This is a genomic window from Sporocytophaga myxococcoides, from assembly GCF_000775915.1.
In the GTDB taxonomy this organism is placed as follows: Bacteria; Bacteroidota; Bacteroidia; order Cytophagales; family Cytophagaceae; genus Sporocytophaga; species Sporocytophaga myxococcoides_A.
The window spans coordinates 1-14,866 of sequence record NZ_BBLT01000016.1 but is presented as its reverse complement, the minus strand read 5'-3'; the positions used below and the strand labels follow the sequence as shown (position 1 = coordinate 14,866).

8 protein-coding genes are annotated in these 14,866 nt (G+C 38.7%); 5 read left to right on the top strand and 3 right to left on the bottom strand.

The features are described from left to right. Positions 1 to 3: 3 nt before the first annotated feature. Positions 4 to 7,974, bottom strand: a complete 7,971-nt coding sequence (locus MYP_RS23985) for a gliding motility-associated C-terminal domain-containing protein (RefSeq protein WP_197060181.1) — start codon at positions 7,972 to 7,974, stop codon at positions 4 to 6. A 270-nt stretch (positions 7,975 to 8,244) separates the two neighbouring features. On the opposite strand from MYP_RS23985, the gene MYP_RS23980 reads away from it, so the two are divergent. Both MYP_RS23980 and MYP_RS23975 read left to right on the top strand, forming a co-directional pair. Further along, the gene (locus tag MYP_RS23980) at positions 8,245 to 9,285 is read left to right on the top strand and encodes a PorP/SprF family type IX secretion system membrane protein (RefSeq protein ID WP_156140815.1); all 1,041 of its coding nucleotides are present in this window, start codon (positions 8,245 to 8,247) and stop codon (positions 9,283 to 9,285) included. Positions 9,286 to 9,852: 567 nt separating this feature from the next. Beyond that, a complete protein-coding gene (locus MYP_RS23975) occupies positions 9,853 to 10,593 on the top strand; it encodes a hypothetical protein (protein WP_052430482.1) in 741 nt (246 codons plus the stop codon). Positions 10,594 to 10,885: 292 nt separating this feature from the next. On the opposite strand, the gene MYP_RS26850 is transcribed toward MYP_RS23975, so the two are convergent. Then, positions 10,886 to 11,011 (bottom strand): hypothetical protein, encoded by a 126-nt coding sequence (locus MYP_RS26850; protein WP_262506817.1) that lies wholly within the window; start codon positions 11,009 to 11,011, stop codon positions 10,886 to 10,888. 658 nt (positions 11,012 to 11,669) lie between these two features. On the opposite strand from MYP_RS26850, the gene MYP_RS23970 reads away from it, so the two are divergent. Continuing rightward, entirely contained in the window at positions 11,670 to 11,927 is a 258-nt protein-coding gene (locus MYP_RS23970; RefSeq protein WP_045469704.1) for a hypothetical protein, read from the top strand. 337 nt (positions 11,928 to 12,264) lie between these two features. Here MYP_RS23970 and MYP_RS23965 read toward each other — a convergent pair whose 3' ends face one another. After that, positions 12,265 to 12,780: a mechanosensitive ion channel domain-containing protein gene (locus tag MYP_RS23965; RefSeq protein ID WP_045469702.1), complete on the bottom strand. Its 516-nt coding sequence runs from the start codon at positions 12,778 to 12,780 to the stop codon at positions 12,265 to 12,267. 416 nt (positions 12,781 to 13,196) lie between these two features. On the opposite strand from MYP_RS23965, the gene cas1 reads away from it, so the two are divergent. Both cas1 and cas2 read left to right on the top strand, forming a co-directional pair. Beyond that, positions 13,197 to 14,147: a type II CRISPR-associated endonuclease Cas1 gene (gene cas1, locus MYP_RS23960; RefSeq protein WP_045469700.1), complete on the top strand. Its 951-nt coding sequence runs from the start codon at positions 13,197 to 13,199 to the stop codon at positions 14,145 to 14,147. After that, entirely contained in the window at positions 14,144 to 14,473 is a 330-nt protein-coding gene (cas2, locus tag MYP_RS23955; protein WP_045469697.1) for a CRISPR-associated endonuclease Cas2, read from the top strand. Before cas1 ends, cas2 begins: the two co-directional genes overlap by 4 nt. Positions 14,474 to 14,866: the final 393 nt, after the last annotated feature.

Below are 14,866 nucleotides of genomic sequence, written 5' to 3'. Positions count from 1 at the left end.
AATCTATCTGTCAACAGTAACACTTCCTTGCTCTTTAAAAGGTCCTTTATACCGCTCTGACAATCCTTCATAGTATAAAATCCATGGATAAACCCCATTAGGCATAGGTTCTCCTAAATACGTACCATCCCAGGCTTCCGTTGGATCTTCAGTATAAAAAATTATCTCTCCCCATCTGTTAAAAACAGTAAATTTATAGGCAGTAAAATACTTACCAAAAGTCTTAAAAACATCATTTATATCATCATGATCAGGAGTAAATATACCTGGAACAAAAACCCTTGGAGGACAAATATCTACAACTTTTATACTGTCCAGATTTGAACAGTTGAATTCATTAAAGACTTGCACATAATACATTCCTGGCTGATTTACAACCTCTTGCTTTTCAGTATTTCCGGACTTCGTCCAAAGATAACGATCAGCAGGACCACCATCAAGTACAACCTCCTTCTGAGTCTCCATACAAAATTCAACCATATCCTTTACCTGAGGTGTCGGTTTGGAATGAAAAGATAAATTGACCTCATCATATCTAAAGCACGCCCCCAACTGATATCTCACTTTGTAAAGACCTGGTTCGGTTACTGTTATAGAAGAGGTAGTGTATTGCAAACTGGTATTTTCCTTTTCCCAACTAAAGCTTGCTTCGCCTAAAACCGGAATATTGGAAGGCTGAGCATTCAGCGTTATCTGATCGCCTATACAGGCATTTCCATTACCTAATGTTATATCAGGAACAGGGTAAATAGTAACATTCACAGAGTCTGTATTAGAACAACCTGAATTCCCACTTGTTGTAAGAATAAGTCTCACAAATCCTGCACTTCTATCTTGTGCAGAAATTATATAAGAAGCATTCAGGTCAGAGGTATCCGGAAGAAAAACTCCTGATCCTGACGTCGTCCAGCCTCCTCCGGTTGCATTAGTAATATTTCCGGAGAGATTAATCTGATCAGTATCAACACATACCATTTGATCTTCAATTGTTTGTGCTAAAGGAATAGGAGTTATATATAAATTTGCCGTATCTATTACTTGTCTGCAGGTATTAGCTAAAATTGTCTTGTAGTAGATTTTAACCAAACCATTGTCCTTATCCTGATCAGAAGGATAATATACCGTTATTGTTGTATTAGGGTTAGAAAAAACACCTGTACCTGTAGAATACCAGGTAGCCCCGGAAGCTATGGTATACCCTCCGGAGAATGCAATTGCATCCACATCACGACAAACTGCCTGATCAGCACCTGCGAATACATCCGGCAATGGGAACACTGATACTAGTAAAGTATCTTCTACAGGCTGACATAAACCGTTTCCTGTAGAAGTCACAATAAACCTTATAGGACCTGCTGAATAATCGGCAGCAGAAAAAGTATAAGTATTATTTAAAGAAGATGCTGCAGAATGAGTGCCCGTTCCAATTGTAGACCACAGCCCTCCACCAGCATTGTTTACAGTAGCATTAAGCATAACACTTGTCTGATTAGGACATATAAGTTGATCTTCCCCTGCATATATAACAGGTTTGGGAGTAATAGTAACTAACATGCTGTCGACTCTTGGGAAACAATCTCCATTACCAGTTGTAGTAAAATATAGCTGAACCTTTCCTGATGCAATATCAGTATCGGATGGATAGTAAGTCACATTCAACAGTGTAGGATCCGGTGAAATACTTCCGGTTCCGGAACTTGACCATATACCTCCTGCAGCATTCGCTACAGTTCCATTTATATTAACAGAAGGATTATCAGCACATACGACTTTGTCTGTTCCTGCATCTATTACAGGAGCAGGTTTTACTGTAACGGCAATATCTGCGGTTGCAGGAGGACAAACCCCATTACCTGTTGTAGATAACTGAATCTGAATATTTCCTGATGAAAAATCTGCTGGTGAAGGATAATAAGTAATATTTAAATCAACATCAGAAGGAAGAAAATTTCCTGTTCCTGTTGTCGTCCATTTTAATCCTTGTGCTTTGGAATACTGCCCGCTTAGTGGTGCACCTGAATTATCTGCACATATAGTTGCAGCACTTGAACTAATTTCAGGCAGTTGCTGAAACGCAACAAATAAAGTGTCTTTTACAGGTTTACATGTCCCGTTACCGGTAGAGGTTAAAACAAAATAAACTCCAGCTGAAGTATCAGCAGGGGCTATAGTATAACTGGTGTTAAGAGTTAAACTGCCAGGGTTAAATGCTCCAGCTCCGGAACTCTCCCACATTCCTCCTGTGGCGACACCGACTACTCCGGATAAGTTTATTGAATTTTGATTTACACAAATCAACTGATCTGTACCTGCATTAATGACAGGTGCAGGTGTTAATGTTATAATCAGGCTATCCGTCACAGGATTGCAACCCATATTATCAAAGGTTGTAAGATATATCTTCACGCTTCCTGCAGATGTATCTGCTGCAGAAGGTTTGTAGTATACAATCATTGAAGTATCAGAAGGTGTAAATAACCCTGAACCTGCAGAACTCCATTTTGCTCCCCCTGCAAGAAAATATTCACCACTTAATAAAATTGAATCTGCATCAGCACATATAATCTGATCGACACCTGCATTGACCAAAGGGCCTGGGTTAATATCCAAAACAAGAGAATCCACAACGGGATTACAAGTGCCGTTTCCGGTAGAAGTAAGGTATAATGTGACCACTGTATTGGCTTTATCTGTAGAGGAAAGCAAATAGTCTGTCATCAGATTATTGGCATTAGAAAAAGTTCCTGAACCTGAAGTGCTCCACACTCCGCCTCCTGCATTGTATACCATTCCATTAAGTGAACTGGTCATAATATCAATACAGATAGGTCCTGCCACACCTGCTTCCACTATAGGAGCCGGAGTAAGGTTTATAATCATCTGATCTGATACTGCTTTACATGTTCCATTACCAGTACTGGTAATGGTTAGTACAACAGAACCATTTGCAGTGTCTGTAGCAGATGGAATATATGCGGTATTAAACTGAGCTGCATCAGGAGAGAATATACCAGTTCCGGAAGAAGTCCATATTCCTCCGGTAGCAACTGTAGTTAGTCCAAAAATATTTACAGCATGAACATCTGAACAATGTGTTACATCAGGTCCTGCATATATTGTTGGAGCAGGTGTAATGGTTAATACCACTTCATCTGTTACCGGATTACAGGTTCCATTACCTGTTGTTGTCAGGATGATTGACACCTTTCCGGCAGCACTGTCTTCTGCAGAAACTAAGTAAGCTGTAACAAGACTTGATGGAGATGTAAATGTTCCGGAACCATTGGTTGACCAGGCCCCACCTGAGGCAACAGTAACAGCACCTTGCAAGCTTATCATTGATGAGTCGGCACAGATCGTTTGATCAGGTCCTGCATCAGCTGTCGGGGCCGGAGTAAAACTTAACGTGACACTATGTGTTCTGGCATTGCAAACACCTGTAGCATTTGCCATAAGAGTAAGAGTGGCCGTGCCAGAAGTGCGATCCGAAACCGATGGATAATATTCAACAGCATTTGTAACCGGAGAGGGTGTAAAATATCCTGATCCTGTGGAAGACCAAAGCATTCCGGAGGTATTGGCAACCAATCCTGAAAGCGGTATCACCGTTACATCCATACACACCTGTATATCAGAACCAGCCGAAACGAACGGTACAGGTGTCAGATTTACAACCACTTGATCTGATACCGGCTTACATAAACCATTTCCTGTTGAAGTTAAAGTGAAAGTTACCTGATGAGCTGCAGTATCGGCATTAGTAAAAAAATAACTTGCATTGAGACTGGCATTACCAGGAGCAAATGATCCTAAACCAGTGGTGGTCCATACTCCACCTCCTGCATTTGTAACGGATCCATTCAGTTGAACGGAACTTGTATCTGCGCAAACTGTATTATCAAATCCGGCATTCACTATAGGAGCGGGAGTAATTCTTAAAATAAGATAATCAGAAACAGGATCACATATCGTAGCACCAGTCGTGCTTAAGGTAAGTATTACATTGCCAGCTATTACATCAGCCGCAGAAGGAATGTAAGTTGGATTTACGGCAATATCATTCGGAGAAAATACTCCTGTTCCTGTACTAGTCCATTTTACACCAGAACTATTGGAAACACTGGCGATTAAAGGAACACCTGCTGTATCAGCACAGACAGTTATATCTGGCCCGACATTCACAACAGGTCCTTTAATAAAACTGATCGCAACATTATCTGTGACCTGAGGACAAACAGAGTTAGCTATGGTTGTAAGGGTTAATGCTACTGATCCTGCGGTCAATTCAGCAGCAGAAGGAGTATAACTTGCATTAAGTGTACTGTCATTAGGATAAAATGTTCCATCTCCTCCTGACCATCTTGCTTTAGCTCCCGAAGCCTGAAGCTGGACTGGAATATCATTTTCACAAACAGTCTGATCAGAGCCTGCATCAATAACAGGAATTTGAGTAAAATTGATAGTCACTACGTCTGATGCAGGACTACATCCAGTCAACGGAGTAACAGAAAGTTCAAATGTAATACTGTGACTGGCAGTGTCAGCAGTAGTTGGAAAATAATCAGTATTTAAAGCGTTTGCGTTAGTGAAGACTCCTGTTCCTCCCGTTGTCCAATTGTAGGAAGTTACATTTAATACTGTACCATTTATCTGGATAGAATTAACATTACCACATAAGTTCTGATCAGGCCCTGCATCCACTATGGGGGCTGGAGAAATATTGATAACCACATTATCAGAAACAGGAATGCATGTACCGTTTCCAGTAGATGTTAATGTAAGGACCACCGATCCCATTAATATTTCTGAGACTGTTGGTGTATAAGTTACAGACATAGAATTCCTTCCTGGCGAAAATACTCCTGCCCCACCTGTCCATGTTCCTCCTGTTGCAACAGTAACAGAACCAGTCAAAACAGCTGCAGGATTATCAGAACAAACCACAACATCTGGTCCGGCATCTATAATAGGTGAAGGAGTAAAATTAATTTGCATCTGATCAGTTACAGGGAAACAAGTCCCATTGCCTGTAGAGACTATGGATATGATAACTGACCCTGCGGCTTTATCTGCAGGAGAAGGAATATACCTGGCATTAAGCGCCATAGGTGAAGGACTGAAACTTCCGGAACCGGAAGTACTCCATATCCCTCCGGTGGCAATCGATACAGATCCGTTCAGTTGAACATCAGAGACATCAGAACAGGCAGTAATATCCGTTCCCGCATTAATTGCAGGTGCAGGCGTTACAGTAACCTGCGTCTGAGATGAAACAGGACTACAAACTCCGTTTCCTGTGCTAGTAAGAGTAAAGTTTATTACTCCAGGAGTTCTGTCACCGGGTGATAAATTATAGTTTGTATTGAGACTGGAATTAGCCGGTGAAAAGGCCCCTGTTCCTGTACTAGTCCAGATTCCACCGGATGCATTAGATACTGTACCGGACAATTCAACATAACCTGCATCAGCACATATTACTTTTGGCGGTCCCGCATTGACTACAGGAACCGGAGATATGGTAACATTCATGTTATCTGTTACAGGAATGCAAGTGCCATTACCTATACTTGTTAAAGTTAAGGTAACATTGCCTGAGCTTTTATCAGATGCAGAAGGGACATAAGAAGCATTAAGCACATTGGCATTTGGGGTAAAAGAGCCAGTCCCTGAAGTCCTCCAGGTACCACCAGACGCTACAGTAACACTTCCATTTAATGCAACATTATTTACCGTGGCACATATTGCTAAGTCAGGACCAGCATTGACAGTGGGTGCCGGAGTGATATTAATTCTCAAATTATCACTTACCTGCAAACAAGATCCGTTTCCTGTACTTGTTAACGTCAGTATAACTGAACCTGCGGCAATCTCTGATGCTGAAGGATTGTACTGAGTAGCTAAGGAACCTGAGTTGGGAGAAAAAGTCCCAGTTCCTCCGGACCATTGTCCTCCTGTTGCAATTGTTACAATGCCTGATAATGATACAGATGAGTTGTTAGCACAAACAGTTATATCTGTTCCAGCATCGACTATAGGTGCCGGTGTAATTGTAATTACCATATTATCTGATACAGGACTACACAAACCATTTCCTGTTGAAGTTAAAGTAAGTGTAACCTTTCCTGCGGCAATTTCAGAATTGGATGGCGTATAGCTCGCATTCAGAGTATTTGCAGATGGAGTAAATGTTCCCGTTCCTCCCGACCAGACACCACCTGCAGCAACTGTAACAGATCCGCTTAATGCCAGTGTCGGGTTATTCGCACAGACTGTTCTGTCTGCTCCGGCATTGACTACAGGTGCCGGAGTGATATTAATTCTCACATCATCCGAAACGGGAAGGCAATTACCGTTTCCTGTTGATGTTACAGTAAGCAATGCAAATCCTGCTGCAATCTCCGCTGCAGATGGGATATATGAAGGCTGCAATACATTTCTATTGGGACTAAAAGATCCTGTACCTCCTGTCCAGCTTAAACCTGAAGCTACTGAAACAGTAGCAGAAAGATTTACGGTAGAATTATTGGCACATATTGTAAGATCAGGGCCGGCATTAATAACCGGTGATGGAGTAATTGTGATGATCACATTATCAGAAACAGGAAGACATGTTCCGTTCCCAGTTGATGTAAGCATAAGAGTTACTGAGCCTGAAGTGATTTCAGCAGCAGAAGGATAATAAGTAGCAATGAGAGAATTGGAATTGGGACTGAATGTTCCTGATCCACCTGTCCATGTTCCTCCTCCTGCATTTGTTACAGTTCCATTTAACAAAGCAAATGCATTGTTTCCACAGATGGTTCTGTCTGCTCCGGCATTCACAACAGGAGCTGGAACTATATTAATGATAACATCATCTTCAGCAGGCGGACAGCTACCATTCCCTGTTGTTGTTAAGGTAAGTCTTGCATTGCCTGATGCTACCTCTGCAGAAGAAGGAGTGTAAGTAGCATTAAGTGAGTTATTTGAAGGACTGAAAGTTCCTGTTCCCCCCGACCATACGCCTCCTGTAGCAACAGCAACAGTTCCTGACAGGCCCACCGATGGATTATTGGCACAGCTTGTAAGATCAGGACCTGCATCAGCAGTAATCGGCATTTTATAGGAGGTAACTATCACAGTATCAGTCGCAGCAGGGCAACTGGTAGCATCAGAAATGCGAACCCAGTACTTCCCTTCTCCTACATCTATAGATTGTGTAGTTTCTCCCGTGCTCCACAAATAGGTGTAAGGAGGAGCGCCACCCGTTCCATACGCTGTAATGGTTGCATCCGAATTTCCAAAGCAAACTGTCGGATTCTTAGGCATGATCTGTGCAGCCTTATCGTTAACAAAATATACCCTTGTTGTCCTTGTTACGCGGGTTGAATTACACCCTCCTATTGGTACACCACTTACCTGATAATCTATATATGGCGGAGCGCCTGGCTGATAGGTTGCAGTTACCGTTGAACATGCAGAAGTACAATTCAGATAACTGTTGTATATTGAATTATAAGGTACCGAAGTCCATTGAATAGTAGAAGGATCAAACCCTTCAGCAGTAAGTGTCGCACTACAATTATCACTTACTGTAACCGGAGGAGTTACATTGGGCTTAGGAATAGAAACAATAGTATATATATTTCTATTGGCTCCTGGTTTACAAAATGTAAGTCTGTGAGGCCCTGCACCATCAAGACAAATATTTTCACCCACCATTTTATAAGGTCCACAATTGATCTGATATCCTAAAGAACCGGAAGGAACAGCACCGGATGCAATATCAAACCGAATACCTTGTGCGCCAGTATCAAGCGTAAGTACAAATTCAATACAACGAAGCGGTGGACTGGCATTAGGATCCAAACCACAACATAATCCCTGTCTTACTACACTTGGACTAAACCATGCACTATCAGAATTACCAGATAGATCCACTACAAAAGAAGGCGTTGCAGGATCACAAGTACTTGAAGAGGCTTGGGAATACAAAAGGTTACTTGAAGACAGTATTATTAAGCCTACAAGTATGCAAAAAAAACAGAGCTTTATTTTATGGAAATACATTTACTCTTAAACGTAAGTTATACTATTTATTACAAAGACTTTTTATCAATCCAGATATGCTGCTTATATAATAAATGTCGTTACCTGTCTAAATCATTTTCCAGATTAATACGTAAAAAACTTCTTGACAGATAAGATATCTATCTTCATTATAAAATTTTTCAAAAAAGCATTCATTATAACAGAGTAAAGCAATTGAATATTAAAAGCTTGGGAAATAAATTCACTTTAATATTATGTTTCATTTTATCAACATTTACTATTAAAGTAAAATGTCAGGATATTCAATTTTCTCAATTCTATGCAGCTTCATTATATTTAAATCCTGCTTTTGCAGGAAGCGCTCATTATGACAGGATCACATTTCATCAGCGTTTGCAATGGCCTGCTTTGGATGCCAAATACATCACTTCGTATTTGTCTTATGACCGATATTTTGAAAAATATAAAAGCGGAATTGGTGCATATATTTTAAAAGACTGGCAGGGAAAAAATTATATCAATTCAACGGAGGCTGCTCTTCAATATTCTTTTGAAATTGGAATTTCAGACAACCTTGCCTTACGACCTGCAATACAATTGGGATTAATCAACAGATCAACTGATTATACACATCTGAAATATCCGGATCAGTTTGATGACCAAGGATTAACAGGTCAAGCCACAAATGATCCACATTATAATTCTAACAGAAAAACTTTTGCTGATTTGGGATCCGGTATGGTTCTATATTCCAATAAATTCTGGTTTTCATATGCAGGACATCACCTGAATCGACCAGATCAATCTTACTGGAATGAAAAAAGTGTATTACCCATAAAACATTCGTTTACTGCTGGATACAGAATAGAAGCCATTAAGGGAAATTCTAAAAATCATATGGGGTATGTATCACAATCACTTTATCTGATACCTACTGTTCATTATAAACTTCAGGGAAAATCAGATCAATTGGATATGGGAATATATTTATTTCACAATGAATATGTTCTTGGAGTCTGGTATAGAGGGATTCCTGTAAAAAAATATAATTCCAGACTCCAGAATAATGAATCTGTGGTTATCCTGGCAGGATGGCGAATAAAGGAATTAAGGCTCACTTACAGTTATGATTTTGTAGTTTCCAAATTAAGACCTGCTCGTACTGCAGGTGCTCACGAATTGAATATTACTTACTTGTTTAATAAGAAGAAGACTGTGAAAAAACTTAAAGTACTGCCCTGCCCTGAATTTTAACACTTTTCAACTTTATTCATTCATACTCAAAAACGTCTTTCTTTTACAGTTAATTTCCTGACCATTCAAAGATCAGGGTCTTTCACTTCAAACTCTTTTTAAGCTACAAGTAATTATAGAAAAGCATTCATTGAGAGGGTGGTTTTATCTTTTAATATTTAACAGGGTTAATGCTTTAATCCACCCATAAAGATAAAGCTGGATCTCTTTATATAAGGCTCACTGTTTTAGTTTTGTTATTTCTCTCCTTGATGAATAAAAAGGACTGAATGGAAACTTATATTTAAATTTTTGAACTAAAATAGATATGTCATTTAGTTCAAAAACTATATGATATTCTTACTTCAGGTTATTGCTATCTTTATTCAAAGCTCTCCCTTATTTTTTGTTAATTCAAAGTGATTTAAACTAATCTCACAGGGAAGTCCAAAATGAGGGCCCTCTATTTATTAAGATTCTACTCTTAAATCAGGGATCTCTTAATCAATTATGACAAACAATATTAAAGGTTTAATGACTTTAGAAAATTATAACTATATGAAATTTGTTTGAAATTAGTAGGGTAAGATGAAAAAGGAAAATGATATGGAATTAGGAATAAAAGAAAAATGGAATAAACTGAAGGATAAATTGAGTGAGAAGGCCAATGATTTCGGTGAAAAGATCGGAAAGCATGGTCCATTCAAAGCCCTAGAAAAAGATGCTAAGCTTGGGAGGACTCTTCACTCAGAATGCATCGCTGCTATGAACATCTTGCAGGAGAAACAGCCATCTGTCAAGGAATTGCTCGAAAAATCATATGGCTTTGCAGTGATTCCGGCTATTGGCAGTGCTTCCCTTGCACTCGGAGGCGACTATGGTGTTGGCGAAGTTTTTGTAAAAGATCACGTGATCGGCTATGCTGGCATCGGTAAAGTCACCTTAGGTGTCCAGGTCGGAGGAACCACCTTTCATCAAATGATCGTGTTCAACAACGAGGAAACATGGAAACAATTTAAGGCTGGTAAGTATTCTTTTGCAGCTGATGCCGGTGTAGCTATTGTCAAAGCCGGAGCTCAGGCATCCAAAGGATTCGGAGCTGGCACTGTGGCCTTTGTTTTCAACGAAGGCGGTATGTTGCTTGACCTCGACATCGGAATACAGAAGTTTATATTCAAACCAACGGTACTCGGAAAGGTGCGTTCGACAGAAGGTGCAAAGGATGAAGGCGGAAAAGAAGAAGAAGGTGAAGGTGAAGGTGAAGGTGGTGAAGAAAATAGGGAGAATCAGTCCTCAAAACAACGCCCTCCGGAACCTCGCAAGCAGTAGTGCGGCAAAACAAAGGTAAGCTCTTCCTCAGAATTTATCATAAACAAAATAGCCAGTTCTATAAGACTGGCTATTTCCTTTTATAAAAATACAAGACACTAACAAAGGCTTGAAATTTCTCGTTGAATATACTTAGGAAAAATAATCTACTATATTCTATTTATAAATATATTTTTGAATGAAGACAAATGTAATGACACTCCTGTTTGATCTGTAACCCATCTATAAATAAATCGTTCTTTTAGTTTACCATAAATTAATAACCAATTTTTATAGCCTATGAAAAAAGTTTTTACACTACTTCTATTAATTTATCTATAACTAACAACATCACATAAGAGGCCGCCTGGATAACTACCTCCAGGCTTTTGTATATTATATAAACCTGCTCTGCCACATTATCAATAATAGCAGACATTTTGAACGACCTTGAGCCATGAAAGAGCTGTTGACTGAAGCTGACGCATACTCTTTATTTTCAATTTAAGTCCCGTTTACGATAAAGGACATATAAAGTAAAAGCATAAAAGACCTCACCCTAAATCCTTCTCCTGAATTAGAGGGACTTTAATGTGAATGTTATTAGTTTTAATTCAAGCATAATTATCGTCGGCTGTCCCCTTCTCCTTCAGGACATAGCCGTCAACTTAACTTTGTTTAGGAAACCACAATCAGTTGTTTTGTATCCTGGCCTGCGAAGGATGAGTCTTAAATATTGCCTCAAGCTCATTATTTAGTTTTTGTATCAAGCCACTAAGCTAAACTTTTGACTTTCAGCTTTCAACTTTTTTCCTATCTTTGCCTCGTTCAACCAAACACCGTAAAAATTATCGAATAGAGTCCTGACATAAAGACTTTTACATATAAAAAAATTGCATTAGCATATTCTTGCATATAGAAAACCGCGAATTTTCAGAGATACAAGAATAGCTGGTGTTCCGCTTTTGCGTGGGCTTAGCTATTGTATCTCGGGTTCGTCGCGGTACCTCTATATTGGTAGCTACTGTTCCACGCAATTTTTTTGTCTTAATTTTTTAACCGCTTGCGGAACGAAGCACAAAAACCAACAAACATTTATGGAAACAAATCCGGGAAAAAGAGTAGCTGTAATCTTACAGGAAGACACTGTGCTCAATCAGCAGATCATTGATGAGCTGGACATCCTGCTCAAACTGATTACACCTCAGGACATGAACAAGGTGCTGATCTATGTCTTCTTTATGTACATCTACTATGCAGAAAACAATGTCTACTGCTCCGATCTGAAGACTACCTCAGAAACCTTTTACCTGCTTATTGATTTCTTTACAAAGGCAGGCGAACTAAAGAAGTAAAAATTTTAAACCAGCTAAGTTATGACTATCAGGATATCTATGCGATGACTATTGCAGTGAGTATTGGTGTAAACCCACTATGTCAATCCAATTCACTCTGAGCAATATCAGAGCCCCTTATCTCCTACTATGACTTTTTCATGAATGCGGGAAATCATTATAAATTGTGAAACTTTTAAAACCAGCTAAACTATGATTAGACCAACAAACCGTAGACTACCTGTATGATGCTTATAGAACACTATTGGCATCACGGAAAGTTATCAATAGTGTTTTAAATCCAGAGTGAATTCCTGATAAACGTGTATTAAAATACAACCTTCCGCATAAGACACTTTTATTCAATCACTTTCTCTTCCTGAGCTTCAATAATGGATACCGACTTTTGGAAGATCAGAGAGTTTGGAACTGTTATAATCTCTCCATTCTTCGTCTTTATATAAACAAAGAAATAAGTCAACTCAGCAATTTCTCCTTCTATTGGATATTCCTTATCTAATATTTTGATAGTATCTCCCATTTTCAAAGGATGATTAAAGAACAGTATTAGACTAGATGTGACATTGGATAGCAATGACCACTGAGCAAAAAAAGCTATACCTAAAACGGTCATAATAGTACTTGCAAATACCGCGATTTCTTTTTGCTCTAACCCCCAGATACCGGCAAGCAAAACTACAAGCGCAATCGAAAGGAACAAATGAATTGCTTTGATAATAAGTTTTCTCCGGGCTCTTTGGAGCTGTGCCTTCTTCAGCGTATTATTTACAATGTTCTTTATAACAAAAAAAACTACTGTGTATAGAACCAGAATTAGCAGTGTTTCCAGTATCTGAATATTTTGCTCACTCATATCTTTCCTTTCTTGTCATTTAATGTTATGTGGCAACGAACCTTCCTTAAGTTCGCACCTGACTGATTTGCCCTGCGGTAAAACCAGTGCTGCTTATAAAAATAAATAAAAAAGTGCGGGGTTTAAAGTTTCACACTTAAATTATCTGCATCAACAAACAACATCAGCAGCATGTGTTATTGGTTCTTTTACTTTTAACTGTTCTATTTCAGGGATATACTTTGCTTCTCTTTCAAGATAGGTGACAGAATTTTATGAAGTGTAAAACTTTTTACCCTATCATAAATTGCTCTTAAAAAATTATATGCAGACCAGGTGATACTTCAATTCGTTCTTTCAAAATGCAGATAAAATTTTCAATTACCTCATAAACATAAAATTCCCAGGCTTGTTTATTTTCCTCTCAAGGAAAGAACATGATCAAAAAGACTCTATACTTTGGTAATCCTGCCTATTTGAATACAAGGGATGAACAATTGGTTATAAATTTCCCTGGTGCCAAGGGAATCGATGATCTTACCAAAATGAATACTGTACCTATCGAGGATATTGGTGTAGTTATACTTGATCATCAGCAAATCACAATTAGTCATTCATTGGTGGCAAAATTGCTGGCTAATAATGCTGCTCTTATTACCTGTGATCATACTCATCACCCAACAGGATTGATGTTGAACCTTGACGGCAATCAACTCCAGTCTGCACGTTTTAAAACTCAAGCCGATGCCACCCTTCCCTTAAAGAAACAACTTTGGCAACAAACTGTAAAACAAAAAATATTAAACCAAGCCCTTTTTCTGCAAAAGAATGGCATTAACCATGAGAATCTTTTAAAATGGTCTGATGATGTAAAATCTGGAGATCCGGATAACCTGGAAGCAAGAGCAGCTGTTTATTACTGGAAAAATGTCTTCTGCAACCTCCGATTGACTGAAAACTCCAGCCTTGCATTTCATTTGACAGATTTTAAAAGGGAACGAGAAGGACATCCCCCTAACAATCTCCTGAATTATGGATACGCCATTTTAAGAGCAATAGTAGCAAGAAGCCTTACGGGATCAGGTTTGTTACCTACCATGGGAATATACCATCGGAATCAATACAATGCCTATTGCCTTGCTGATGATATTATGGAGCCATATAGACCCTATGTTGACAGCCTGGTGTACAACATTGTAAAAAACGGAGAAGATTTCACTGAACTGACCAATTCCATAAAAAAACAACTTTTATCCATTCCGACGATGGATGTAGTGATAGATGAAGAAAAAAGTCCCTTAATGATAGGTGTACAACGCACTACATCTTCTCTTGCAAAATGTTTTGAAGGAAAGCTCAGAAAAATAGCTTACCCCCGGTTTCTATGAGATTAAATGAATACAGAATTATGTGGGTACTGGTATTATTTGATTTACCGACAGAATCTAAAAAGGAACGCAAAGTTGCCTCTGAATTTCGAAAAAAAATGCTAAAGGATGGTTTTACCATGTTCCAGTTTTCTATTTATCTAAGGCACAGTTCGAGTAAGGAAAATGCTGAAGTGCACATCAAAAGGGTAAAAAGCTTTTTGCCGGAAAAAGGTCATGTAGGCATTATGTGCATCACAGACAAACAATTTGGGATGATGGAGATCTTTTACAATCAGGAACGAAAAACGAAAGCTACTAATCCTGAACAACTTGAATTGTTTTAAACTAAAAATCCTCCCGATTTTAGTCAGGAGGATTTAAGAAACAACATTTTTTTTAAACAAACTACCAGAAAACCGATCGAATTTTTATTTGTATTTTAACGGATAACAACCTAATAGACAATAGATTTAACTACATCCAGTTGTTTCCAATAATTCAAAGATCGTTGTTTGAAAGCAAATCACAACAGTCAGGAAGCAAGGCATTTATAGACGCCTGTTGTTTCCAATAATTCAAAGATCGTTGTTTGAAAGCAAATCACAACAATAAGTGGCAAGCATAGGAATCCTAACGCGTTGTTTCCAATAATTCAAAGATCGTTGTTTGAAAGCAAATCACAACGGGAGATTTGATAGAACAAAAATATAATTGTTGTTTCCAATAATTCAAAGATC

What these genes read in the sequence shown, in the direction of transcription:
- cas1 (WP_045469700.1), top strand. Translation starts at nt 13,197, where the DNA reads ATGATCAAAAAGACTCTATACTTTGGTAATCCTGCCTATTTGAATACA.
- MYP_RS26850 (WP_262506817.1), bottom strand. Translation starts at nt 11,011, where the DNA reads ATGTCTGCTATTATTGATAATGTGGCAGAGCAGGTTTATATAATATAC.
- MYP_RS23975 (WP_052430482.1), top strand. Translation starts at nt 9,853, where the DNA reads ATGAAAAAGGAAAATGATATGGAATTAGGAATAAAAGAAAAATGGAAT.
- MYP_RS23965 (WP_045469702.1), bottom strand. Translation starts at nt 12,780, where the DNA reads ATGAGTGAGCAAAATATTCAGATACTGGAAACACTGCTAATTCTGGTT.
- cas2 (WP_045469697.1), top strand. Translation starts at nt 14,144, where the DNA reads ATGAGATTAAATGAATACAGAATTATGTGGGTACTGGTATTATTTGAT.
- MYP_RS23970 (WP_045469704.1), top strand. Translation starts at nt 11,670, where the DNA reads ATGGAAACAAATCCGGGAAAAAGAGTAGCTGTAATCTTACAGGAAGAC.